Raw genomic sequence first — 24600 nt, 5'->3', positions numbered from 1 at the left:
CGACGCGCGAATCTGACCGGATGACCAGCGACCGAGGGGTGATGCAGACGGTGCGCGCGGCAACCCGTGCCGCCTTCCTCGATGCCTGGGCGGTGCTGATGCCCACCCAGTGCAGCGGCTGCGGCACGCCGGACCGGGCGCTCTGCGCCGCCTGCCTGAGCGCGCTGCGTGCCGAGCCGAGGGCGGTCTACCGGGAGGACCTCACGGTCTGGTCCGCGTTGGAGTACACCGGCGTGGTGGGCCGGGTGCTGGTGGCGTACAAGGACGGCGGTCGAACGGATGCCGCGCCGGCGCTCGCCGTGGCGCTTCGCCTGGCCGTGGGGGCGGCATTGGTCGCCGCAGAGCCCGTAGAGCCCACCCAGGTCTCCAGTGGCATCGTGCTGGTCACCGTGCCGTCCTCCCGCCGGGCCTGGCGGGCGCGCGGGTTCCATCCCGTCGACCTGCTCCTCAGCCGGGCCGGCCTCCGCGGGAGCGCGCTCCTGCGGCCGCGTGCCGGCGTCGCGGACCAGGTCGGGTTGGGCCGGCAGCAGCGGATGGACAACCGCAGCGGCACGCTGGTGGCGACCAGGCCGCTTGCCGGCAGCCGGATCCTGCTCGTCGACGATATCGTGACCACAGGCGCCACCCTCCTGGAGGCCCGGCGCGCCCTCCGACAGGCCGGCGGTGAGGTGGTCGGAGCGGCGACCGTCGCGGAAACACGACGGCACCATCCCGACATTCATCGTTCACGGGAAACTGATTGACAAAAGCTGTGACTTATCCAGCTGGCACGACTACGGTTGTGCCAAAGGCGCGTACCAATCGCCCGGATCAGGGGCGGTTCGCCAGATCTGGAGGTCGTCATGGAAACTAACATCGTTGGACGCAACCTGGGGATCACTGATCGCTTCCGGGAATATGCGACGGAGAAGGCCGAGAAGATCGCCGGCCTCGCCGACAAGGCCCTCGCCCTGGAAATCAAGGTCAGTCGTCACACCGAGAAGAGCGGCGCCGCCGGTAACGACCGCGTCGAACTCACGCTCATCGGCAAGGGGCCCATCGTCCGGGCCGAAGCCGAGGGTAGCGACAAGTACGCGGCCTTCGACATCGCCCTCGGCAGGCTCCTGGAACGGGTGCGTCGAGCCAAGGACCGCCGGAAGGTGCACCGTGGGGGCGCGCACCGGCCCACCTCGCTGCACGAGGCGTCGTCGTCAGGTTTCGCGGTGATCGACATCGTCCCGGCCGACGTTGAGACCCTGGAGCGCGTGCGCACCGGGGCGATCCAGGTCGTCTCCGACGAGGCCGGCGAGACCGAAGAAGCCGAGGAGGTCTACAGCCCGGTGGTCATCCGACGCAAGGTCTTCTCTGCCGCGCCCATGACCGTGGACGATGCCCTGTACTTCATGGAGCTCGTCGGTCACGACTTCTACCTGTTCCAGGATGCCGAATCCAACCGGCCCAGCGTCGTCTACCGGCGCAAGGGCTGGGATTACGGTGTCATCGAACTGGACCCGAACTCCGACGCAGCGAGAGAGCTGGCGTCAGTGTCCAGCGGGTCCAGCTCCTGACCAACTAGCATTGCTATAGTTGCCGGCTAGGTCGGCGCTACGTGCGTCCGACCGGACGACAGGCGTGTTCGCACGCCGTGACGACTAGTGGAGTGCATTCGTGGCCGGAATACTGGAAAAAGTTCTTCGTGTTGGCGAGGGGCGCATTCTGCGTCGACTCGAGAGCTACGCAAAGGCCATCAATGCGCTGGAAGACGACTTCAGCACCCTCAGTGATGAGGAGCTGAAGAACGAGACCGTGCAGTTGCGTGAGCGTTACTCGGGCGGTGAGTCGCTGGACGACTTGCTGCCCGAGGCGTTCGCCGCCGTACGAGAGGCCTCCACCCGCACCCTGGGCCTGCGGCACTTCGACGTCCAGCTCATGGGCGGCGCGGCCCTGCACCTGGGCAACATCGCCGAGATGAAGACCGGTGAGGGCAAGACCCTGGTCGCCACCACGGCGGCCTACCTCAATGCCATCACCAGCCGTGGTGTGCACGTCATCACGGTCAACGACTACCTGGCCAGCTACCAGAGCGAACTGATGGGCCGCGTGTTCCGCGCCCTGGGTATGACCACCGGATGCATCGTCTCCGGACAGACCCCCGCGCAGCGTCGCGAGATGTACGCCTGCGACATCACCTATGGCACCAACAACGAGTTCGGCTTCGACTACCTGCGCGACAACATGGCCTGGCAGGCCAGCGACATGGTGCAGCGCGGTCACTACTTCGCGATCGTCGACGAAGTCGACTCGATCCTCATCGACGAGGCCCGCACCCCGCTGATCATCTCCGGACCCGCATCGGGGGAGGCGAACCGCTGGTTCACCGAGTTCGCCAGCCTCGCCAAGCGCCTCGTCGTCGACGAGGACTTCGAAGTCGACGAGAAGAAGCGCACCGTCGGAGTGCTCGAACCCGGCATCGAAAAGGTCGAGGACTACCTCGGCATCGACAACCTCTACGAATCCGCGAACACCCCGCTGATCTCGTTCCTGAACAACGCCATCAAGGCCAACGCCCTGTTCAAGAAGGACAAGGACTACGTCGTGATGAACGGCGAGGTGCTCATCGTCGACGAGCACACCGGCCGCATCCTGATGGGCCGCCGCTACAACGAGGGCATCCACCAGGCGATCGAGGCCAAGGAAGGCGTCGCGGTCAAGGCCGAGAACCAGACCCTGGCCACCGTGACCCTGCAGAACTACTTCCGCCTGTACTCGAAGATCTCCGGCATGACCGGAACCGCCGAGACCGAGGCCGCCGAGTTCATGAGCACATACAAGCTCGGCGTCGTCGCGATCCCCACCAACAAGCCGATGCAGCGCATCGACCAGTCCGACCTGATCTACAAGAACGAAGAGGCCAAGTTCGGCCAGGTCGTCGAGGACATCGTCGAGCGCCATGCCAACGGACAGCCGGTCCTGGTCGGCACCACGAGCGTCGAGAAGAGCGAATACCTCTCCCGCCTGCTGGCGAAGAAGGGCGTGCGCCACGAGGTCCTCAACGCCAAGAACCACGCCCGTGAGGCCGCGATCGTCGCCCAGGCCGGCCGCCTGGGCTCGGTCACCGTCGCCACCAACATGGCCGGCCGTGGCACCGACGTGATGCTCGGCGGCAACGCCGAATTCCTCGCCGTCGCCGCGATGAACGCCAAGGGCCTGAGCCCGGTCGAGACGCCGGACGAATACGAAAAAGAGTGGGACGACGTCTTCGCCGCCGTCAAGGCCGAGGTCTCCGAGGAGGCCGACAAGGTCATCGCCGCCGGCGGACTGTACGTGCTCGGCACCGAACGCCACGAGTCCCGCCGCATCGACAACCAGCTGCGCGGCCGCAGCGGCCGCCAGGGCGACCCGGGCGAGAGCCGGTTCTACCTCTCGCTCACCGACGACCTGATGCGCCTGTTCAACGCCGGCGCCGCCGAAAGCCTGATGGGCCGCCAGGGTGTTCCCGACGACATGGCCATCGAGTCCAAGGTGGTCAGCCGTGCCATCCGCAGCGCCCAGTCGCAGGTCGAGGGCCGCAACGCCGAGATCCGCAAGAACGTCCTCAAGTACGACGACGTGCTCAACCGCCAGCGCGAAGCGATCTACAGCGACCGCCGGCACATCCTCGAGGGTGACGACCTGCACGAACGCACCCAGCGGTTCCTCGAAGACGTCATCGACGAGGTGCTCGAGGTCCACACCGGCGAAGGCAACGGCGACGACTGGGACTTCGACGCCCTGTGGACCGAGCTGAAGACCCTCTACCCCGTCGGCCTCACCATCGACGAGGTCATCTCCGAAGCGGGCAACAAGGGCAAGATCAACCGTGACTTCATGCGCCGGGAGATCATCTCCGACGCCAAGGTCGCCTACGCCCGCCGTGAGGAATCCCTCGGTTCACCCGCGATGCGCGAACTCGAACGCCGCGTGGTGCTCTCGGTCATCGACCGGCGCTGGCGCGAGCACCTCTACGAGATGGACTACCTCAAGGACGGCATCGGCCTGCGCGCGATGGCGCAGCGCGACCCGCTGGTCGAGTACCAGCGTGAGGGCTTCGCCATGTTCCAGCAGATGATGGGCCAGATCCGCGAAGAGACCGTCGGGTTCCTGTTCAACCTCGAGGTCGAGGTGTCCCAGCCGGCCGGTGCCGTCGACGCGCCGATCGTCGCCGCCAAGGGCCTGACCCCTCCGGCCGAATCCGGCCAGGAGAAGCTGAGTTACACCGCCCCGAGCGACTCCGGCGGAGTCGAGGTGCGCAACCAGCGCGGCCAGATCCAGCAGGCCGCGACGGACCGTGCCCGCCGCGCCGCCGCGCCCGCCGTCGCCGACGCTGAACCGGCCGTGCCGGCCGGCCCGCCGCAGCGCGGTGCCTTCGGCCAGCGCCCCGAGTCCGACACCCCGGCGGCCAACAACCGCGCCGAGCGTCGCACCCAGGGCAAAAAGAAGTAAGCAGCACGCGGCCAAACAACTGTGCCCGGTGCGGACAATTGCGTCCGTTACACCGGGCACAGTTGTCCGCTCGGGCAACAGTTGGCGGCCGCAGGGGCGTCGGCAGGGTCAGAGCACGTTGATGGCGCTGGCCCGCCAGCGGTTGTCCAGCCCTTCCAGGCGCACCGCGACGGCGCGCACGCGCACCTTGCTGTGCACGATCACGACGGCCTCGATGATGCCGTCCCTGGGTTCGTTGATGCTCACCCTGCCGATCGTGATGGCGGGGCGTTGCGCGCGCTGCCCCTTGACCGCGCGGGCCCTGGCCGAGAGCACCACCCGCTTGAGCAGGTGCCTGTAGACGTCGTCGCTCACCCAGCGAGCCAATTGGTCGAGCTCCCTGGCGCCGGCCAGGACCTCGATGACGCACCGGGTGAGGTTGATCAGCAGGGGCTCCGGATCGGGGAGCACGGCGCGGGACGTCGGTTGATGGTCGAAGAAGTCGTCGGACTGGAATCCCTCGGCGGACTCGCGGGTGACGTCGGGAGCGGCCGCGCCGGGGGGAGTGCCCCGGGGATTGGGGCCGTTCGCAGACGGCGAAAGCAGGGGGTCGGGCTCGGCAAGTGGATCGCTCATGGGTTGCTCCAGATGCATGGATCCGTGGTGTCGACGAGGAGAGCGGGCTGATGTGGCTGTCTAACGGGTGGAACACCGGATCGACCCCGAGACGGCTGAGGCCTTGGGCGACACTCAACCACCCGAAAACCGGTCTGTCTAGGCTTGTCCGGGCGGCTGTGGATAACGTCAGCGTCGGAGGCGGCCAGCCGACTACCGTCGGGGTGTGCGCTGGGACAATCTGTTCGACGACCTCGAAGGTCAGCTCGAGAACGAGTTGAACGCCGAGGACCTCGAGCTGCGCGCGGAGGAAGAGCGGTTGCGCCTGGGCCGCCTGGCGCTCCGTCAACGGCTGACCGGCGTGGTCAACGGTCCGGCGCCGTCACGGGTGCTCAGGGTGGTGCTTGTCGACGGCCAGGTCCTCACGGTGCGACCGACCACATTCGGCAGGGACTGGCTGGCCGCCGACCTCCTCGAAGCCGGTACCGGCAGCCCGCAGTGCATACTCCCGTTTGCGGGTATCGGCGCGGTCATCCTGCAGCCCGATCAGGTGCCGGACTCGCTGGCGGTCGAGACCGGGGCGCCGGCCCGGCTCGTCGACCGCATCGGCCTCTCGTTCGTTCTGCGAGATCTGTGCCGGCGCCGCAAGAGCCTGCAGATCCAGACCGGGGTGGGGCCGGTGACCGGGACCATCGACAGGGTGGGCCGGGATCATGTGGACCTGGCGGTGCACGCGCCGGGTACCCTCAGGCGGGCCGGTGAGGTGCGGCAGTACCGGATCGTGCCGCTGAACCAGATCCACCTGGTGCGCCTGGACTGAGACGATCAGGGCGGGGTGTCGTCGCCCGTTGGGGGATCGGTGAGCTCGTCGGGGCGCAGAATCCGCCCCCCGGACAGCTCGGGGATGTTGCCGAAGTCGGACTGTTCCCAGAGCGACAGCCGGCGGGCCTCCTCGTACTTCGCCTCGATGTATGACTCGAGCACGACCCGCTCCACCCGCCAGGCGCCGGTGGCGCCGATGCGGATGGCGGGTAGCTCGCCGGTTCGCACCAGATCATTCGCGGCGGCGAGCGAGAGATTCAGGATCTGGGCGGTGTCGGCGAGCGTCAGGAATCGGCCCACGGATGCGGAGGATACGGGATCGCTCATGAGAACGATTATCCGTCGTGTTCGCCGATCCCGTGGGGTGAGCGGACGACCTGTGGATAACTTCAGCGCGCTGCTCCTGGTCCCGTCACGATGGTAGCCAGCCTGAACCTGGCGAGACAGTGGATAAGACGAGGTGCGCGGATGAGGACAGGACGGCCGGCCGGTTCGGGCCGACCGACGACATCGACGAAGACCCGGTTCTGGTTCGATCCGCGGTTCGCACTCGGCCTGGTTCTCGTCGTGGCCTCCATCGTCGGGGTCAGCGTCGTCGTGGCCGGCAGCGACCGCACCGTCGCGGTGTATGCGGCCAGGGTGCCGCTGGCCGTCGGCGATCGTCTGGACGCGGCCGACCTGGTCGAGACCGAAGTGCGGCTCGGGGCGGCTGTGGAGCTGTACCTCACCCCCTCCCTGGTCCCCGCCGACGGCCTGGTCGTAACGCGCACCGTCACCGCCGGCGAACTCGTCCCGGCGGCCGCCGTGGGAACCCGGGCGGGCGAGGCCGTCACGAGCCTGGTCCTCGACCTGCGCGGGAGGCTGTCGACGAGCCTGGCGGCCGGGTCCGTCGTGGATGTGTGGTCAGCCGGCGAGGTCGAGAGCGGCCTGTTCAGCCCTCCGGCCGTCCTCGTCGGTCGTGCGGCCATCGTGCGCATCCTGGAGCCGTCCGGACTGATCCAGTCCGGCGACGGCCGAGCCGTGGAGGTGCTGGTGCCCAAGGACAAGGTCGCGGCGGTGCTGGAGGCGATTGCCAACGACGAGGCGCTGTCCCTCGTGGCCGTGAACGCCCCGATCGGAGGCTGACGATGACGCTGCTAGCCCTGGCCCTGGACCGGGAGACCGAGGACCGGCTGCTCGCCGACATCATCGAGCACGGGCACGTGATCGTCGCCCGGCCGGCGAACGTGCGCGAACTGCTCGCCGCGATCGACCGGCACGACCCCGAGGCGCTGATAGTGGGAGCAACGGCCGGCACCCTGACCATCGAGGTGCTCGCGGCCAGCGACGCGAACGGCATCCGCGTCGTCGCCCTCGCCGCGACGGAAGCGGAGCGCCGCTACGCCGCCGAGCTGGGGCTGCACGAGGTCGTCGACGCCGAGGCCGCCTGGACCGAAATCGAACGCGTGCTGACGGAGGGCGGCGATATCCCGCTGCGCATCGACGATGACCCACCGCCCGACGCCGTCCCTCCCGCACTGCCCCGACGGTCCGGCTCCGGACGACGGGCGAAAGAGGGCCGGCGAGCCGATCGGCCGGAGGCGCGTCGGGCCCGCCGCCGGCCCAGGGCCGAGACCCCCACCGCCGGCTCCGCGGCCGGCGACCCGATCGAATCCGACCCGTTCTCATCCGACGACGACGTCACCGCGGGGCTCACCGGATCGGGCACCGTGATCGCAGTGTGGGGTCCGGCCGGGGCTCCCGGCCGCACCACCCTGGCCATCAACATCGCCGCCGAGATCGCGGCCGCGGGTCACACCGTGGTGCTGGCGGACGTCGACACCTACAGCGGTTCGATAGCGCCGAGCCTGGGCCTCCTCGATGAGGCGCCTGGATTCGCGGCGGCTTGCCGGCTGTCCGGTTCCGACACCCTCACGCCGGTCGAACTGGAACGCATCGCCCACCGTTACAACTCGCCACGGGGCGCCTTCTGGGTGTTGACCGGGATCGGACGACCGTCCAGGTGGCCCGAGTTGTCGGCGGAACGGGTCAGCGGCACGATCTCGGCGTTGCGGCGCTGGGCCGACTACGTGGTGCTCGACACGGGGTTCAGTCTGGAGAGCGACGAGGAGATCTCGAGCGACCTGTTCGCGCCCCGCCGCAACGCGGCGACACTGGCCGCCCTGGGGATCGCCGACCGGGTGGTGGCCTGCGGTCTGGCCGACCCTGTGGGCATGGCCAGGTTCCTCCGCGCCTGGAGCGATCTCACCGACGTGATCAGCACCCATCGGGTGTATGTCGTGATGAACAGGGTGCGCTCCAGCGCCGTCGGCCCGGCTCCCGCCGCCCAGGTGAGCAGTGCGCTGCGCCGGTTCGGCGGCATCGACGCGGCCGTTCTGGTGCCGCATGACCAGGCCGGGGTTGATGCCGCTGTGCTGTCCGGGCGCACCCTGCGGGACGCGGCGCCGCGGTCACCGGCCCGGTTGGGCATCCTCGCCCTCGTCCGCGACGAACTGCTGCCGGCCCCGGATGCCCACCCCGCCCGGCGGCCGCGGCGCCGGGTCTTCGCCTGGCGGCGAACGGCTCAGGCCACCTGAGCCGCCGCCACCGGGATCACCGTGAGTGTGCCGTCGACGCCGACTATCAGCAGGACCCTGTCGCCGCTGACGCCGTGCAGGGCCTGCTCGACGTGCGCCGGATCCGGCAACACCGCGGTACCGCCGGCCCGCTGCCAATAGACCACGGGTGCGCCGGTGAGTCGGCGCAGATGCGTCACGACGGGCTCCGCGCCGGGACCCATGACCAGCACCAGCTCGCCGACCACCCCGGCCGGCGGGGCGGCTGGGGCGCTGGCAGGCGGAGCCGGGGGAGCGGTCGCGGCGACCGCGGCTCGGTCCTGGCGCCAGACCGTGAAGTGATATCCCGCCACCAGAGCGGTGGCCGCCAGCAATCCGAGGGGCGCTCGGATACGGTCCAGGAGCCCGGGGTCGCCGGCCAGGACGGTGTCGAAGAGTCGGAAGCCGATGACCAGGAGTGTGATCAGGGCGACGATGGCGCTGATGCCGAATACCACCACGAGATAGACGCTGCGGCCGGCGGAACGGCGAGGGTCGGCCGCCGGCCCGGTGGCCGGCCGCCAGGTGAGCCACCACACCGGCCCGCCGACCAGCAGCGAGCTGATGCCGCCGAGCAGCAGGGTGCGGGGGTCCGACCCGGCCAGCGGAGTGGTCGCGGCGGCCAGGAGCGCGTTCACGATGACCCCGAGCCCGGTCGCGGCGGCGACCAGCGAGATTCCGCTGGTCACGAGGGTGCTCGCCTGGCGCACAGCGGCGGTCCGCCGACGCACCACCCCGCGGTGATAGACCCAGATCAGGCCGCCGACGAGGGCTGCAGCAATCGCCGGCCCCAGCGGCTCACACACCACCGCAACGGAGTCGGTGCGGTCGACGGCCAGCCGTAGCAGCACGAACACGACGGTGCCGGTACCGGCCAGGGTCAGCAGGGCACCACCCAGGATGCCGACACCGACCAGGGCCACCCCGGCCAGGGCGGTCCCGGCGGTGCGGCCACCGTCGCGGCGCCAGTGCCACCACCAGACCGAAGCGCCGCCGGCCGCCCAGACCAGGGCCTGCACGGCACCGGTCCACCAGGGCGACCCCACTGACCCGGCCGCACCATCCGTGCCCAGCCCGACGGCGAGGGCCTCGTCCACGAGTATCGTGAGCGCCGTCACCGCGCCGCCGGCCCCGATCACCAGCCCGAACGTGCCGCCGAGAACCGCGGTGGTGCTGGGCAGCCGGGTGGGCCGCCGGTCGGTTCGGCGCAGCACAAACCCGTGCCCGGCCCACACGCCCGCCCAGACCAGACCCGTCGCCGTCTCGGCGGTGACGGCCTCAGCGGTCACGGCGGCGGCGACGGCGCTCAGCAGCGCCGTGGCTGAAACGACCAGGGCGAGCGTGCCCATGCCCACCAGGTACAACGCCCAGGCCAGCGACGCCCGCTCCGGCGGATCGGCCAGGCGGCGCCAGGCGAACCAGCCCAGAACCGCCGCCAACGGTCCAGCGATCAGGGTGAAGGTCAGCGACACCGCGAGGCCGACGGTGTCGGTGCCGGCGAGCTTCTCACCGGTGACCACGTCGAACAGCCGGCCCAGCAGGTCGCTCACACCGCTCGCCGTGAGCACCACCAGCACGAAGAGGATCGTGTACACCACGACCCTGCGCACGATCGGTGCGGCACCTGGACGCGGCGGGGTCGCCGCCGTCATCGCGGTCACGGGGTGTCTCCCTGGCTGCGGGGCGGGCACACGGTGAGTCGCCACGGCGCCTCGTCGATGAGCCAGTCTTCGTCGACCCGCACCAGCTCGAAGGCCTCCTCTGCTTCATACTCCGACGACCCGAAGGGGCCGCTGCCGTACGAGGTGACGATCAGCACCCGCACGTCGGCGGTCGAGCCTCGTTCGGTGGTGTCGACGAGGCTGATCCGGATGTCGTCGGTGGCCGACGAGTCCGCCGCGGTCTCCCCGCTGTCGCAGTCCGCCAGTGCGGCAGCGCTCAGGTAGCGGGCCGCGCTCGTCTCATCGCCGTCCAACACCGCCGTCGAATATCGCTGCACCACCCCGCCGGGCGTGCCGGCGTCGAGGAGGGCGGGCTCGCTCCGGGTGAACACCACGACGAGAGCCACCGCGACGAGAAGGATGATCAGGCCCAGGACCACCCAGAGCGCCGGGTCTCGCCGGGCGGGCGATGCGGGAGTCGGAGGAACAGCAGAGGTCATATCGAGAGCATGGCGTATCCGCCGCTGCGGCACCACATAGGCTGGTCACGTGTCGACGCTCAGTGATCTCGTACTTGCCCAAGGCCGCAACAGCGCGGAGGACGTCGACTGGCTGCACATGCTGGTCTCCGACGGCCAGCTGCTGGCCGACCTCGCCTTCGCCGACATCGTCGTGTGGGTGCCGACGCTCGGTGGCAGCTTCGTCGCCGTCGCCCACGCCCGGCCGTCCAGCGCCGCCACCCTGTTCTACCGGGACTTCGTGGGCCAGGAGATCAAGGCCGAATGGCGCAAGCAGGTGACCGAGGCCTTCGACACCGCAAAGATCATCGACACCACGGCGCCGGACTGGTACGAGGAGACCCCCACCAGGGTGCGGGCCATCCCGGTGCGCCGCCGCATCAGTTCCAGCGGCGCCGAGATCACTCCGGAGCCCATCGCCGTACTCACCCGGCACACCAACCTCAGCGAGACGCGCACCCCCGGCCGTCAGGAGCTGACCTTCAACGACTGCGCGAACGACCTGTTCGCCATGATCGCTTCCGGCGACTTCCCCGACCTGGGTGCCCCGACCGGTCCTCGGCGCGGCGCCCCCCGGGCGTCGGATGGCCTGATCCGTCTGGATCTGGACGGCGTCACCACTTTCGCCAGCCCCAACGCGCTCTCCGCGTTCAACCGGATGGGCTTCGCCGACGAACTCGAGGGCGAGTCGCTGGCCGAGGTGACGACGAGCCTGCTCTCCGGCAAGGCTGTGGTCGACGAGTCCCTGCCTCTGGTTGTGACCGGCCGGGCCCCGTGGCGCACCGACATCGAGGCCCGAGGGGTGACGGTGTCGCTGCGCGCCATCCCGATCCGCAACCGGGGCGAACGGATCGGCGCCATCGTGCTCTCCCGCGATGTGACCGAGCTGCGGCACCAGGAGCGCGAGCTGATCACCAAGGATGCCACCATCCGGGAGATCCACCACCGGGTCAAGAACAACCTGCAGACCGTGGCGTCGCTGCTGCGCATCCAGGCGCGGCGCACCCACTCCGACACCGCCCGCGAGGCCCTCAACCAGGCCATGCGCCGGGTGGCGGCCATCGCCGTCGTGCACGACACCCTGTCCTCGGGCCTGAGCCAGAACGTGGACTTCGACGCCGTGTTCGACAGGGTGCTGCTGCTGATCGCCGAAGTGGCCTCTGCGCACAACACCACTGCGCACCCGAAGTCGTCCGGCAGCTTCGGCATCCTGCCCAGCGCCTACGCCACCCCGCTGGCCCTGGCACTGACCGAGCTCGTCACCAACGCCGTCGAGCACGGACTCGCCGGCCGGGAGGGCGAGGTCGCCATCGAGGCCGAGCGCAACGAGGAGACCCTCACCGTGCGCGTCCGTGACAACGGTTCGGGGATGCCGGAAGGCAAGGTCGGATCCGGGCTCGGCACCCAGATCGTCCGCACGCTCATTCAGGGTGAGCTCAGCGGCACGATCGACTGGCACACCATGATGGACAGCGGCACAGAGGTCACCATCGAGATCCCGCTGCGCTTCATGGAATTCGACTGATCGAATCAACCGGCGGCACCGCGTCGCGATACAACAAAACGGGCGAGCAGCCGAAGCTGCTCGCCCGTTTAGAAGCTAGAGGAGAGGCTCTAAGAGGCGCGGCGTGCGCGGGCGGCGCGGCGCTTGAGGGCGCGGCGCTCGTCTTCGCTGAGGCCGCCCCAGACGCCGGAATCCTGCCCGGTCTCGAGAGCGTACTGAAGGCAAACCTCCGTGACGTTGCAGCGGGCACAAACGGATTTGGCCTTCTCGATCTGGTCGACTGCGGGACCAGTGTTACCGACCGGGAAGAAAAGTTCCGGGTCAGCGGTAAGGCAGGCTGCTTTATCGCGCCAATCCATAGGGGTGCTCCTTTATTGCGGGGGGATGCCTGGCCGATCGGCCGAAGATGCGGGGATGCCCAGGTTGCAGGAAGGTCAGATCTGCGAAGAGATCTGCTCACCACCCTGTGAGCGTCAACCGGGCCTTAAATATGGTCCCATAATAGGGATGTCAAATCAATAGTTTTGTATGGGATATCGCTGTGAGACAACCGTTCGACCCCAGCCAGGACGGCCTGGACGCGCCCAAGCCGGCCCGTCGGTCCCGCGCGCTCATCGCGCTGGTGCTGCTCCTGGCCGCCGAAGCCGCCCTGCTCTGGGCGGCCGTGCTGTGGCTGATCCTGGAGCTGCTGACCGACCAGCCCGCCTCCTTCGCCAGCGCGCTGGCGATTCTGGTGCTCACCATCGTCGCCGCGGTCTGGGTGTCGGCCATCACCGTCGGCGCGCTCCGCGGGCGTTCCTGGATCCGGGCGGCGGCCGTGACCTGGCAGCTGGTTCAGGTCTTCGTCGCCATCGGCTGTTTTCAGGGCCTCTACGCCAGGCCGGACCTCGGCTGGGCGCTGCTCATCCCGTCGGTGCTCGTGATCGTGCTGCTGTTGACCCGCAGCGTGGTCGAGGCCACGAGCCGCCGCGAGCCCTAGTTAGATCCCGAGCTTCTTGCGCAGGCTGGCAACGTGGCCGGTGGCCTTCACGTTGTAGAGGGCCAGGGTCACCAGACCGGCCTCATCGATCACAAAGGTCGAGCGCAGCACGCCCGTGACGATTTTGCCGTAGAGGTTCTTCTCTCCCCAGGCGCCGTAGGCGCGGTGCACGGCGAGGTCCTCGTCGCTGAGCAGCGGGAAGGTGAGGTGATCGTTCTCGGCGAAGGACGCCAGCTTCGCCAAGGTGTCCTTGGACAGGCCAAGCACCTGGTAGCCGGCCGCGGCGAGCGAGCCCAGGCTGTCGCGGAAGTCGCAGGCCTGGGTGGTGCAGCCCGGGGTCATGGCGGCCGGGTAGAAGTACACCACGACCTTCTGGCCGCGGTAGGAGGCCAGGCTGACGGAGGCGCCATCCTGGTCGGTGAGGGTGAAGTCTGGGGCCGTGTCGCCGGCTGCGAGCCGCGTGGAATCCGTCATGGAACCCACGCTACCGGTCAGTTCTCACCCGGGCGGTGCGCCGGCGCGGCCGCGAAGGTGGCCAGGAGGCGCTGGAGCGAGTCCAGGCGGGCCTTTCCGGTGTCGCCCAGGGTTCCGGCAGCCACGGCCTCGTTGATGGCGCAGTCCGGCGAGCTGGGCAGGTGCGTGCAGCCGCGCGGGCACTTCTCGGCGATGGTGGCCAGGTCGGTGAAGGCGCGCAGGATGTTGTCGGTGTTGATGTGGCCCAGGCCGAAGGAGCGCACGCCGGGGGTGTCGATGACCCAGCCGCGTCCGGCATCCGTTTCGAGCCGCAGCGAGATCGTCGACGAGGAGGTGTGCCGGCCGCGGCCGGTGACGGTGTTGACCACGCCGACGGCGCGGTGTGCGTCGGGCACGAGGGCGTTCACCAGGGTGGACTTGCCCACGCCGGAGTGGCCCACGAAGACGGTGTCGTGGCCGACCAGCGCCGCGGAGATTTCCTCGAGGGGCATGGCGTCGTCGCGGCTCTGGAATACGGGCAGGTCCAGGCCGGCGAAGTTGTTCAGGAACTCGGCGGGGTCGGCGAGGTCGGTCTTGGTGATGCAGAGGATGGGGGAGACCCCGGCGTCGTAGGCGGCGACGAGGTAGCGGTCGACGAGACGGATGCGCGGTTCCGGGTTGGCCGCGGCCACCACGATGAGCATCTGGTCGGCGTTGGCCACGATCACGCGCTCCACGGCGTCGGTGTCGTCGGCGCTGCGTCGCAACAGGGTCTCGCGGGCAACGATGCGCACGATGCGGGACAGGCTGCCCTCGGCGCCGGTGGTGTCGCCGACGATGTCGACGCGGTCGCCGGTGACGACGGCGTGCTTGCGCAACTCGCTGGCGCGCGCGGCGGTGACCCGGCGTTCGGTGGGCTCGTTCTCGTCGAGCATCACCGTGTAACGACCGCGGTCGACCGAGAGGATGCGCCCGGTCAGGGCGTCGCCGTGCTCCGGCCGGGTCTTGGTGCGCGGTTTGGTGCCCTTACGGCCCGGACGAATCCGCACGCTCGATTCGTCGAACTCCGGCTCATCGTCATCCGGGCTCGACCACCAGGTCATTCTGTGCCCGTCACGAAGCGACCGGCCCGGACACCAGGCCGTGCCACAGCTCGGCGAACTGCGGGAGGGTCTTCGCCGTCGTGCCGATGTTCTCCACCTCGACACCCGCGACGATCAGCCCGAGCAGCGCTCCGGTGGTGGCCATGCGGTGGTCGTCGTAGCTGTGCCAGGTGCCGCCGTGCAACGGCCGCGGCTCGATGGCGAGTCCGTCCGGCAGTTCGGTGACGTGGCCGCCGAGATTGTTGATCTCCGTCGCCAGGGCGGCGAGCCTGTCGGTTTCGTGGTGGCGGATGTGGCCGATGCCGGTGATGGTGCTCGGGGAGTCGGCCAGGGCGGCCAGGCCCACCAGGGTGGGGGCCAGCTCGCCGCCGGTGGACAGGTCGAGGTCCACCCCGGTGATCCGGCCGGTGCCGGTGACCGTGAGCCTGTCGCCGTCGACGGTGACGGTGGCGCCGAAGCGCGGCAGCAGTTCGGCCAGGTGGGCGCCCACCTGGGTGGTCGTGGTCGGCCAGCCCGTGATGGTGACGCTGCCGCCGGCGACCAGAGCCGCGGCCAGGAACGGGGCGGCGTTGGAGAGGTCGGGTTCGATGTCGACCTCGGTGCCGCGGATCGGACCCGGTTCGACACACCAGACGCCGACCTCGGGGCTGGTGACGGTAACGCCGCGCTGCGCAAGGGTGTGAATTGTCATCTCGATGTGCGGCAGGCTTGGCAGGCGCTCGCCGGAGTGGCGCAGCCGCAGGCCGTTGGTGAAGCGGGGGGCCGCGAGCAGCAGGCCGGACACGAACTGGCTGGAGGAGGACGCGTCGATGGTCACCTCGCCACCGTCCAGGCCGCCGGTGCCGTGCACCGTGAACGGCAGGGCACCGCGACCGTCGTCGTTGATGTCGGCGCCCAGCGCGCGCAATGAACTGATCGTGGTCTTCATGGGTCGGCGTTTGGCGCCGGCGTCACCGTCGAAGGTGGTCGGGCCCAGCGCGAGCGCGGCGACCGGCGGCAGGAACCGCATGACGGTGCCGGCCAGACCGCAGTCGATCGTGGTGGAACCGAACAGCTCGCCTGGCGTGATGCGCAGGTCGGGGCCGTATTCGCCGTCACCGTCGACGGACTCGATCGTTGTGCCGAGCTGCCGCAGTGCGGCAACCATGAGGTCGCTGTCCCGCGAGTGCAGCGGGGCGCGCAGCACCGAGGGTGCGTCGGCCAGGGCCGCCAAGACGAGTTCGCGGTTGGTCAGCGACTTGGAGCCGGGCAGCGACAGGGTGGCTGTCAGCGCTCGCGGCGCGACGGGGGCCGCCCACAGGGCATCCGTCTCTTCGGGCGAATTGTCGCCGTATGGATCGAACTCCGGCTTGGAATATCTCGAGATCAACATCGGTTATCAGAATAGTCGGGATTGCCGATACACAGTGAGGCACAGGAGGTCACGTGAGCGCATCCACGCTTATGGAACGCACGGCCGCGACGCCCAGCGGCGTCGACGGCTTAGAATTGCCCGTGATGACAACAGATACAACTGCCACGCGGGACCTGTTCGAAGCACAGGCCATGCCGTTCATCGACCAGCTCTACGCAGCGGCGATGCGGATGACACGGAACCCCTCTGACGCCCAGGACCTCGTGCAGGAAACCTTCGTCAAGGCGTTTGCGTCGTTCAAGCAGTTCGAGCAGGGCACCAACCTCAAGGCGTGGCTGTACCGGATCCTCACGAACACCTTCATCAACACCTATCGCAAGAAGCAGCGAGAGCCCTACCAGGGCACCATCGACGACCTCGAGGACTGGCAGCTGGGCGGCGCGGAATCCACGACGGCGACGTCGAGCCGCTCCGCGGAAGCCGAAGCGATCGACCACCTGCCCGACAGCGCCGTCAAGGACGCCCTCCAATCGATCCCGGAGGACTTCCGCCTGGCGGTGTACTTCGCCGACGTCGAAGGCTTCTCCTACCAGGAGATCGCCGAAATCATGAAGACACCCATCGGAACGGTGATGAGTCGCCTGCACCGTGGCCGCCGCCTGCTGCGCGAGCTGCTGGCCGGTTACGCCCTCGAGCGCGGACTCGGCACCGGCCAGAGCGCACCGATCAAGAAGACATCCGGGAGCACAAGAAAATGACCGATTGCGGTTGCGAGAAGGCCAAGGCCGAACTCGAAGAGTATCTGCACAACGAACTCCGCAAGGAGGACGCCATCGACATCCGGGAGCACCTGGAGCACTGCCCGGACTGCCGCAGCGAACACCACGTCGGGCGTACCCTCACCGAGGTGATGCAGCGGGCCTGCAAGGAGACCGCTCCCGAGGACCTGCGCGATCAGGTCTTGCTGCGGCTGCGTGCCATCCAGTCAGCGCACTGACGGCCGACGCACTAGCCGATCCGCGCCACCTTCACTTCGATCGTCGTCACGGCAGGGTCGCCTGACTCGACGAAGTACTCCTCGATGGTGTCGTAGACCCTGCGGCAGACCTCCGTCGCCGCGTCAGCGTCCGCGATGCCGATGGCGACGGATGCCGTGACGCCCTCGTCCGTCTCGGTCAGCGTGACGAATTCCGGAGCCGTCGGCTTCGCCGTGATCGCCCCGACAACCTGGTGCACCACGGTGGCCACGATGGGCGCTGCCGGGTAGAGTTCGTCAACGCCCGGAACCTGTTCGACGGCTGCGGCCAGCTCCTCGGTGGGCTTCGTGGATGTGCTCATGACATCTCCAGTCTCGGGGAGCGGGTGGTACCAGATCAGTGTAGATCTTCGGCGCTGAAAAAACTTTCCTGCGAATCCGTGACGAATCGAGCGTGGGCTGCGTCGTAACTTAGACGATGCAATTTCTGCCCTCATCGCGGACTACCAAGGAGTTTCCAGATGTTCAGTAGCACCCCCGAGCAGCCGACCTCGGCCACCACCCTGCCGGCCAACGCCGGCGAGGTGACCGACGGTGCTGTCGACAGGGTGGGGCAGGGCGTCACGACCATCAAGGACAGCGTCATCGCCAAGGTGGCCGGTCTGGCCGTGCGCGAGGTACCGGGCGTGCACTCCCTGGGCAGCGTGCCGACCAGGGCCCTCGGTGCGATCCTCGACGCCATCAGCAGTGCCGACGTCAACCCCGGCATCTCCGTCACGGTGAGCGACGACGACGTCGCCGTCGAAATCGTGCTCGTCGCCGACTATCCGGTGCCCCTGACGGCTCTCGCGGATCAGGTCCGCGCCGCGACGACGCGAGCCATCGAAGGTTTGGTGGGAATCGCGGTGTCAACCGTGAACGTGACCATCACAGACATTTACGTGGCCAAGGAACCCGACGACAATGACGTCGCTTAGGTTCCCGGCCGCGTAATCAAGCCGGCTCGCAAGAGCCCGGTCGGACATGCACAGCACGTCCGAAACACCAGCAGTACCCACACCAACAGAAATGAGACACTCCATGGGGTTTTTCGGATTCCTTCTTCTCGGCCTCCTCGCGGGCGCCATCGCCAAGCTGATCCTCCCGGGCAACCAGGGTGGCGGATGGTTCATCACCCTTCTGCTCGGCGTTGTCGGCGCACTGCTCGGCGGATTCCTCGGTAGCGCCCTCTTCGGCGCACCGCTTGAAGACTTCTTCTCCATCCAGACGTGGCTCCTCGCCATCGGCGGATCCATCATCGTTCTGCTCATCTACGGCTTCGCCGTGGGCCGTCGCAAGGCGTAACAGCAGCGGGGTCTCCCCGGAGTGAAAAGGCGGCACTCGCACCCACAGGGTGCGGGTGCCGCCTTTTTCGATTTCCCGGTCACGATCTTCCAACTTTCGGACGACGCAGCGGTTTGCACGCTCGCCTACGCTCGGGACTGTGATGAAGACGACTGACCCCGCACCGCACTCAGACCCGGAGCGCCGGACCCGACGGACCGGCTCCGGCAGCCGGGTGCCGCTCTGGCTGCGCATCCTGATACCCACGATTCTGATCCTGGTCTGGTTCGTCATGTTCGGTGCCGGCGGGGCGTCGTTCGGCCGGATCAGTGACGTGTCTACCAACGACCAGGTGCAGCAGCTGCCGGCCAGCGCCGACGCCACCAAGGTGCAGGCGTTGCAGGCCGAGTTCCGGGGGGATGACGTGCTGCCCGGTGTGCTGATCTACGAACGCTCCGGCGGACTCACCGAGGCCGACCAGGCCGCGATCACCGACCAGATCGCCGACCTGGCCCAGCTGGACGGCGTCGTGACCGAAAGCGTGTCGCCGGCGATCTTCTCCGAGGACGGGGAAGCGGCCGAGGCGATCCTCACCCTCGACACCGCCATCACCCCGGCCGACACCGTCGAGTCGATCCGCGCCTACCTCGCCGAGAACCCCATCGAGGGCGTCGATACCTATGTCACCGGACCGGCGGGCCTGATCGCCGACCTCACCGGTGCGTTCGCCGGCATCGACGGCATCCTGCTGCTCACCGCCCTCGCGGCCGTGCTGGTGATTCTCGTGATCGTCTACAGATCGCCGCTACTGCCGGTCATCGTGTTGTTCACCAGCCTCGCGGCGCTCTGCGCCTCGGTGCTCGTGGTCGTCGCGCTGGCCAGCGCAGATGTGCTGATCCTGACCGGACAGACGCAGGGCATCCTGTTCATCCTCGTGATCGGGGCAGCGACGGACTATTCGCTGCTCTACGTCGCCAGGTTCCGCGAAGCCCTGCGGGACCACGAGAAGAAGTGGGATGCGACGCTCGTCGCCCTGCGTGGTTCGTTCGAGCCGATCCTGGCCGCCGGCGGCACCGTGATCGTGGGTCTGCTGTGCCTGCTGTTCAGCGACCTGAACTCCAACAAGGCCCTCGGCCCGGTCGCCGCGATCGGTATCGGCTTCGCCCTCCTGGCCGCACTGACCCTGCTGCCGGCGCTGATGCTCTGGGCCGGCCGTGCCGCGTTCTGGCCGGTGCGCCCGAAACTCGGCTCCGCCCACCCCGGCCTCGACGGCGACAACGCGAAGGGGGCCTGGCCGTGGCTGGCCAGGCTGATCAGCCGCCGGGCCCGGCTCATCTGGGTCGCAAGCACGCTCCTTCTCGCCGTCGCCGCCATCGGCGCGTTCCAGTTCAAGGCGGATGGCGTTTCACAGAGCGAGTTCGTGCTCGGCACCTCAGAGGCCCGGGACGGCCAGGCCGTGGTCGGGGAGCACTTCCCCGGCGGATCCGGCACCCCCGCCGTCATCATCGGCCCGGAGTCGGAGCTGCAGGCGATGACCGATGTGCTGCTCGCCAACGACGGCGTCGATTCCGTCACCGTGCTCTCCGAGGAGTCCGTCAGCGGCACCCTGCCGGTGACCGGCGACGGTGTGCAGGCGTTCGGCCCTCCGGGCACCCCGGTGGGCCAGCCGACGGTGATCGATGGCGACGTGATGCTGCAGGCGACCCTCACCGACGTGGGCGACTCCGCCCCGGCCGAAGCCACGGTGCGCGAGCTCCGGGTGGCCCTGGACGACGTGGCCGGAACCGTGCTGGTCGGCGGCACCACGGCCATCGCCGTGGACACCACCGACACGGCCATCCATGACCGCAACCTGATCATCCCGATCATCCTCGGCGTGATCCTGGTGATCCTGATGCTGCTGCTGCGCTCGATCCTCGCGCCGGTGCTGCTGATAGCCACCGTCGTGCTCTCGTTCGCCGCCGCGCTCGGTGTGGCGTCGTGGGTCTTCGACGGCCTGCTCGGGTTCCCCGGCGCTGACCCGGTGGTTCCGCTGTACGGATTCGTCTTCCTGGTGGCCCTCGGGATCGATTACAACATCTTCCTGATGACCCGGGTGCGAGAAGAGTCCATCCGGTTCGGGACCCGCACCGGGATCCTGCGCGGACTCGTCGCCACGGGCGGGGTGATCACGTCGGCCGGTCTGGTGCTCGCCGCCACGTTCGCCGCGCTGGGCGTGCTGCCGATCCTGTTCCTGGCCCAGCTTGCGTTCATCGTCGCGTTCGGGGTGCTGCTGGACACCTTCGTGGTGCGCTCGCTGCTGGTGCCGGCCCTGGCCCACGACATCGGCCCGAAGATCTGGTGGCCGAGCAAGCTCGCCAAGTCCTGACCACCTCGTACGAAGAAGGGCCGCACCCTGGCGGGTGCGGCCCTTCTTCGTGTGCGTTGCGTTATAGGGTGAGCGCGCTCTTGAGCAGCTCGGTCTGTTCCGCGGCGTGACGCTTGGCCGAACCGGCGGCGGGAGACGCGGACGCGGCCCGCGAGAACAGGCGGATCGGGCGGGTGCCGAGCTTGTTCGTCTGCAGGTAGAAGAACGGCCAGGCACCCTGGTTCTCCGGCTCGTCCTGCACCCAGGCCAGTTCGGCGTTCGGGTACTGCTCGGCGACCTGCTTCAGTTCGGCGCCGGGCAGCGGGTAGAACTGCTCCAGGCGCACCAGGGCGATCTCGGGGTTCGGGTTCTTCTCCAGGTCGGCCAGCAGGTCGTAGTACAGCTTGCCGGCCATGAACAGCACCCGCTTGACGGCGGCCTTGTCCTGGATCCGCGCATCGTCGATCACCGGTTCGAACTTGCCGCTGGTGAAGTCGGCGACCGGGCTGGTCGCTCCGCGCAGGCGCAGCATCGACTTCGGTGTGAAGACGATCAGCGGGCGACGCGGACGCATGTACGCCTGGCGGCGCAGCAGGTGGAAGTACGACGCCGGCGTCGACGGGCGGGCGACGGTCATGTTGTTCTCGGCGCACATCTGCAGGTACCGCTCGATCCGGGCGGACGAGTGGTCGGGGCCCTGACCCTCGTAGCCGTGCGGGAGCAGCAGCACAACGCTGGAACGCTGGCCCCACTTCTGCTCGGCCGAGGAGATGAACTCGTCGATGATGGTCTGGGCGCCGTTCGCGAAGTCACCGAACTGGGCCTCCCAGAGCACGAGGGCATCGGCCCGCTCCACGGAGTAACCGTATTCGAAGCCCATCGCCGCGTATTCGCTGAGCAGGGTGTCGTAGATCCAGAACCGGGCCTGGTTCTCGCTGAGATTCGCCAGCGGCAACCACTCCTGGCCGTTCATCCGGTCGTGCAGCACCGCGTGACGCTGCACGAAGGTGCCGCGGCGGGCATCCTGGCCGGCGAACCGCACCGGAGTGCCCTCCAGCAGCACCGACCCGAGCGCGAGCAGTTCGCCGAAGCTCCAGTCGATGTTGCCGTTGCGGCTCATGTCGAGGCGCTTCTGCAGCAGCTGCTGCAGCTTGTTGTGCACGGTGAACCCGGCCGGCTTGTTGTTGAAAGTGTCGCCGATGAGGTGCACGACGCTTTCGGGCACCCCGGTGGTCTCGGGTTCACCGACGGCGTCGTCAGGGGCGCCGTGGCCGGCGAGTCCGCGGGCCGCCGCGGCCGCTTCGCCGGGCGTGATGATCGGGATCGACGAGGTCTGGGCGGCGTGCGTTTCCAGGAACGCCCGTTCCAGGCGGTCCTGGAAGTCGGCGTGGGCCGCTTCGAACTCCGCCTGGGTGATGTCGCCGCGTCCGACCAGCGCCTCGGTGTAGAGCTTCCGCACGCTGCGCTTGGCCTCGATGAGGTTGTACATCAACGGCTGCGTCATCGAGGGGTCGTCGCCCTCGTTGTGGCCGCGTCGGCGGTAGCAGACGAGGTCGATCACGACGTCGCGCTTGAATTCCTGCCGGTACGCGAACGCCAGTTCGGCGACCCGCACGACGGCTTCGGGGTCGTCGCCGTTCACGTGGAAGATCGGGGCCTGGATGGTCTTGGCCACGTCGGTGGAGTACACCGAGGTGCGGCCCTCACCGGGAGGCGTGGTGAAGCCGACCTGGTTGTTGACGACGAGGTGGATGGTGCCGCCGGTGCGGTAGCCGCGCAGCTGAGACATCTGCAAGGTCTCGAGCACCACGCCCTGGCCGGCCATGGCGGCGTCGCCGTGCACCAGGACGGGCAGGGTGGAGAACGTGCCGATGGGCTTGCGGTCCTGCTTGGCGCGCACGATGCCCTCGAGCACACCGTCGACGGCCTCGAGGTGGGACGGGTTGGCGGCCAGGTACACGGCCACTTCCTCGCCGTTGGTGCCGCGGAAGGTGCCCTCGGTGCCGAGGTGGTACTTGACGTCGCCGGAGCCCTGCACGCTGCGGGGGTCCTGGGTGCCCTCGAACTCGCGGAAGATCTGGCCGTAGGTCTTGCCGGCGATGTTGGTGAGCACGTTCAAGCGGCCGCGGTGGGCCATGCCGATGCAGACCTCGTCGAGGCCGGCCTCCGCGGAGCCCTGCAGGATCGCGTCGAGCAGCGCGATGGTGGACTCGCCGCCCTCGAGGCTGAAGCGTTTCTGGCCGACGTACTTGGTCTGCAGGAACGTCTCGAACGCCTCGGCCTCGTTGAGCTTGCCGAGAATGCGCATCTGCTCGTCGTGGGTGGGCTTGACGTAGGTCTTCTCCATCTTCTCCTGCACCCACTTGCGCTGGGCCGGGTCCTGGATGTGCATGTACTCGATGCCCGTCGTGCGGCAATACGAGTCCCGCAGCACGCCGAGGATATCGCGCAGCAGCATCGTGCGCTTGGTGCCGAAACCACCGGTGATGAACTCGCGGTCCAGGTCCCAGAAGGTGAGGCCGTGGCTGGCGATGTCCAGGTCGGGGTGGGTGCGCTGCTGGTACTCGAGCGGGTCGATGTCGGCCATCAGGTGGCCGCGCACGCGGTAGGCGTTGATCAGTTCCTGCACGCGGGCGGTCTTGTCGACGGCGCTGGCCAGGTCGACGCTGATGTCGGGGGCCCAGTGGATGGGGTCGTACGGGATCCGGATCGCGGCGAAGATATCTTCGTAGAAGTTGTGCTGGCCGATGAGCAGCTCGTGCACGATCTTGAGGAACTCACCCGAGCCGGCACCCTGGATGACCCGGTGGTCGTAGGTGCTGGTGAGGGTGATGGTCTTGGAGATGGCCAGGCTGGTGAGCGTCTTGACGCTCGCGCCCATGAACTCGGCCGGGTAGTCGAGCGCGCCGGCGCCGATGATGCAGCCCTGGCCCTTCATCAACCGCGGCACCGAGTGCACGGTGCCGATGCCGCCGGGGTTGGTCAGTGACACCGTGGCGCCGGAGAAGTCGTCGGCGGTGAGCTTGCCCTTGCGGGCGCGGCCGACCAGGTCTTCGTAGCTGGTCAGGTACTCGCCGAAGGTCATGGTGTCGGCCCGCTTGATGGCCGGGACCATCAGCGAGCGGGTGCCGTCGGGCTTGGGTAGGTCGATTGCGATGCCCAGTCCCACGTGGGCGGGGGCGATCACCGAGGGCTTGCCGTCCTGCTCGTCGTAGTAGACGTTCTGGCTGGGGAACATCTTGAGCGCCCGGATCAGTGCCCACCCGATCAGGTGGGTGAACGACACCTTGCCGCCGCGGGCCCGCTTCATGTGGTTGTTGATCACGATGCGGTTGTCGATGAGGAGCTTCGCCGGGATGGTGCGCACGCTCGTCGCGGTGGGCACGGTGAGGCTGGTGGCCATGTTGGCCGCGAGGCTCTTGGCCATGCCGCGGAGCGGGGTGACGACATCCTGCGGGGGAGTGGGCGCGACGGCGGAGACCACGGGCTGCGGGGTGGTGATCGGGGCGTCGGCGGGAACCGGCTCCGGCTTGGGGGCGATCGACGTGGTGCGGGCCGTGCGCGGGCCGCCGAGAACGGGGATCGGCGCGGTGATCGGGTGCGCTTCGGCCGTCGGTGTCGCGGGTTCCTCTGCCAGCGGGGGAACCTCTGCGGCGGCGGGGGCGATGCTCGAGGCAGCACCCTCGGAGGCCGGGGCGTCCTGCTCGGCCTGGTTCGGCGCCGTTGCACTCTGGTGGTAACTGTCCAGAATCGGCCACCAGGCCCGATCCACCGAGTTCTTGTCGATGAGGTAACGTTCGTAAAATTCGTCTACGAGCCATTCGTTGGCTCCGAATTCAGCAGAGGCCGTTTCTTCGGACCCACCGCCGGTCAACTGGTTCGACACAGCTGATCGCCCACTCTCTTCGTTG

At 68.5% G+C, this 24600-nt stretch carries 23 protein-coding genes; 13 read left to right on the top strand and 10 right to left on the bottom strand.

Translation table 11 applies throughout. From position 1 onward, the window contains the following. Positions 1–20: 20 nt before the first annotated feature. The 3 genes from C3B61_RS12090 (at position 21) to secA (ending at position 4461) form a co-directional block, all read left to right on the top strand. Positions 21–743, top strand: a complete 723-nt coding sequence (locus tag C3B61_RS12090) for a ComF family protein (protein ID WP_103460887.1) — start codon at positions 21–23, stop codon at positions 741–743. A 99-nt stretch (positions 744–842) separates the two neighbouring features. Further along, the gene (gene hpf / locus C3B61_RS12085; RefSeq protein WP_088455321.1) at positions 843–1547 is read left to right on the top strand and encodes a ribosome hibernation-promoting factor, HPF/YfiA family; all 705 of its coding nucleotides are present in this window, start codon (positions 843–845) and stop codon (positions 1545–1547) included. A gap of 100 nt (positions 1548–1647) precedes the next feature. Beyond that, complete coding sequence (secA, locus tag C3B61_RS12080) at positions 1648–4461, top strand: preprotein translocase subunit SecA (protein ID WP_103460885.1); 2814 nt, start codon at positions 1648–1650, stop codon at positions 4459–4461. Positions 4462–4569: 108 nt separating this feature from the next. Here the strand turns inward: secA and C3B61_RS12075 are convergent, their stop codons facing one another. After that, entirely contained in the window at positions 4570–5076 is a 507-nt protein-coding gene (locus C3B61_RS12075) for an Rv3235 family protein (protein WP_174776453.1), read from the bottom strand. 205 nt (positions 5077–5281) lie between these two features. Between C3B61_RS12075 and C3B61_RS12070 the strand changes: the two genes are divergently transcribed. Further along, positions 5282–5875, top strand: coding sequence for a hypothetical protein (locus C3B61_RS12070; protein ID WP_103460883.1), 594 nt, complete (start codon positions 5282–5284; stop codon positions 5873–5875). A gap of 5 nt (positions 5876–5880) precedes the next feature. On the opposite strand, the gene C3B61_RS12065 is transcribed toward C3B61_RS12070, so the two are convergent. Next, the gene (locus tag C3B61_RS12065) at positions 5881–6204 is read right to left on the bottom strand and encodes a helix-turn-helix domain-containing protein (RefSeq protein WP_103460881.1); all 324 of its coding nucleotides are present in this window, start codon (positions 6202–6204) and stop codon (positions 5881–5883) included. Between the two features lie 141 nt (positions 6205–6345). Here C3B61_RS12065 and C3B61_RS12060 point away from each other — a divergent pair, with 141 nt between their 5' ends. Both C3B61_RS12060 and C3B61_RS12055 read left to right on the top strand, forming a co-directional pair. Next, positions 6346–7002: an SAF domain-containing protein gene (locus C3B61_RS12060; RefSeq protein WP_103460879.1), complete on the top strand. Its 657-nt coding sequence runs from the start codon at positions 6346–6348 to the stop codon at positions 7000–7002. Positions 7003–7004: 2 nt separating this feature from the next. Further along, a complete protein-coding gene (locus C3B61_RS12055) occupies positions 7005–8453 on the top strand; it encodes a CpaE/TadZ family protein (protein WP_103460877.1) in 1449 nt (482 codons plus the stop codon). Here C3B61_RS12055 and C3B61_RS12050 read toward each other — a convergent pair. Continuing rightward, positions 8441–10123, bottom strand: a complete 1683-nt coding sequence (locus C3B61_RS12050) for a DUF5671 domain-containing protein (RefSeq protein ID WP_103460931.1) — start codon at positions 10121–10123, stop codon at positions 8441–8443. The genes C3B61_RS12055 and C3B61_RS12050 overlap by 13 nt on opposite strands. A gap of 5 nt (positions 10124–10128) precedes the next feature. Beyond that, positions 10129–10632 carry an LpqB family beta-propeller domain-containing protein gene (locus C3B61_RS12045; protein ID WP_103460874.1) on the bottom strand — a complete coding sequence of 168 codons (504 nt, stop codon included), beginning with the start codon at positions 10630–10632 and terminating at the stop codon, positions 10129–10131. A gap of 49 nt (positions 10633–10681) precedes the next feature. Between C3B61_RS12045 and C3B61_RS12040 the strand changes: the two genes are divergently transcribed. Beyond that, on the top strand, positions 10682–12175 hold the full coding sequence (locus tag C3B61_RS12040) for a sensor histidine kinase (protein ID WP_088455328.1): 1494 nt from the start codon (positions 10682–10684) through the stop codon (positions 12173–12175). Positions 12176–12264: 89 nt separating this feature from the next. Here the strand turns inward: C3B61_RS12040 and C3B61_RS12035 are convergent, their stop codons facing one another. Continuing rightward, positions 12265–12513, bottom strand: coding sequence for a WhiB family transcriptional regulator (locus tag C3B61_RS12035; RefSeq protein WP_035837005.1), 249 nt, complete (start codon positions 12511–12513; stop codon positions 12265–12267). 182 nt (positions 12514–12695) lie between these two features. On the opposite strand from C3B61_RS12035, the gene C3B61_RS12030 reads away from it, so the two are divergent. Next, positions 12696–13133, top strand: a complete 438-nt coding sequence (locus tag C3B61_RS12030) for a hypothetical protein (protein ID WP_241990378.1) — start codon at positions 12696–12698, stop codon at positions 13131–13133. On the opposite strand, the gene bcp is transcribed toward C3B61_RS12030, so the two are convergent. Genes bcp through aroA form a run of 3 tightly spaced genes read right to left on the bottom strand, consistent with a single transcriptional unit; the run spans position 13134 to position 16061 of the window. Further along, positions 13134–13607 (bottom strand): thioredoxin-dependent thiol peroxidase, encoded by a 474-nt coding sequence (gene bcp / locus C3B61_RS12025; protein WP_103460872.1) that lies wholly within the window; start codon positions 13605–13607, stop codon positions 13134–13136. It lies immediately after the preceding gene. 17 nt (positions 13608–13624) lie between these two features. Continuing rightward, positions 13625–14689 (bottom strand): ribosome small subunit-dependent GTPase A, encoded by a 1065-nt coding sequence (gene rsgA / locus C3B61_RS12020; RefSeq protein ID WP_103460869.1) that lies wholly within the window; start codon positions 14687–14689, stop codon positions 13625–13627. 10 nt (positions 14690–14699) lie between these two features. Then, on the bottom strand, positions 14700–16061 hold the full coding sequence (gene aroA / locus C3B61_RS12015) for a 3-phosphoshikimate 1-carboxyvinyltransferase (protein ID WP_103460867.1): 1362 nt from the start codon (positions 16059–16061) through the stop codon (positions 14700–14702). A gap of 125 nt (positions 16062–16186) precedes the next feature. Here aroA and C3B61_RS12010 point away from each other — a divergent pair, with 125 nt between their 5' ends. Together C3B61_RS12010 and C3B61_RS12005 are read left to right on the top strand one after the other, a co-directional pair. Further along, positions 16187–16801 (top strand): sigma-70 family RNA polymerase sigma factor, encoded by a 615-nt coding sequence (locus C3B61_RS12010; RefSeq protein WP_244285920.1) that lies wholly within the window; start codon positions 16187–16189, stop codon positions 16799–16801. Further along, entirely contained in the window at positions 16798–17040 is a 243-nt protein-coding gene (locus C3B61_RS12005; RefSeq protein ID WP_088455333.1) for a zf-HC2 domain-containing protein, read from the top strand. The genes C3B61_RS12010 and C3B61_RS12005 overlap by 4 nt, the downstream gene beginning before the upstream one ends. Before the next feature lie 11 nt (positions 17041–17051). Here the strand turns inward: C3B61_RS12005 and C3B61_RS12000 are convergent, their stop codons facing one another. Then, positions 17052–17381 (bottom strand): hypothetical protein, encoded by a 330-nt coding sequence (locus C3B61_RS12000; protein WP_088455334.1) that lies wholly within the window; start codon positions 17379–17381, stop codon positions 17052–17054. Positions 17382–17540: 159 nt separating this feature from the next. Between C3B61_RS12000 and C3B61_RS11995 the strand changes: the two genes are divergently transcribed. The 3 genes from C3B61_RS11995 (at position 17541) to C3B61_RS11985 (ending at position 20710) form a co-directional block, all read left to right on the top strand. Beyond that, the gene (locus C3B61_RS11995; RefSeq protein WP_103460862.1) at positions 17541–17996 is read left to right on the top strand and encodes an Asp23/Gls24 family envelope stress response protein; all 456 of its coding nucleotides are present in this window, start codon (positions 17541–17543) and stop codon (positions 17994–17996) included. 103 nt (positions 17997–18099) lie between these two features. Beyond that, entirely contained in the window at positions 18100–18363 is a 264-nt protein-coding gene (locus C3B61_RS11990) for a GlsB/YeaQ/YmgE family stress response membrane protein (protein WP_088455336.1), read from the top strand. Between the two features lie 142 nt (positions 18364–18505). Beyond that, positions 18506–20710 carry an MMPL family transporter gene (locus C3B61_RS11985; protein WP_103460860.1) on the top strand — a complete coding sequence of 735 codons (2205 nt, stop codon included), beginning with the start codon at positions 18506–18508 and terminating at the stop codon, positions 20708–20710. Between the two features lie 61 nt (positions 20711–20771). Here the strand turns inward: C3B61_RS11985 and C3B61_RS11980 are convergent, their stop codons facing one another. Beyond that, positions 20772–24575, bottom strand: a complete 3804-nt coding sequence (locus C3B61_RS11980) for a multifunctional oxoglutarate decarboxylase/oxoglutarate dehydrogenase thiamine pyrophosphate-binding subunit/dihydrolipoyllysine-residue succinyltransferase subunit (RefSeq protein ID WP_103460858.1) — start codon at positions 24573–24575, stop codon at positions 20772–20774. Positions 24576–24600: the final 25 nt, after the last annotated feature.

It is taken from the genome of Cryobacterium zongtaii, assembly GCF_002909375.1.
In the GTDB taxonomy this organism is placed as follows: domain Bacteria; phylum Actinomycetota; class Actinomycetes; order Actinomycetales; family Microbacteriaceae; genus Cryobacterium; species Cryobacterium zongtaii.
This window is presented reverse-complemented; position numbering and strand designations above follow the sequence as displayed.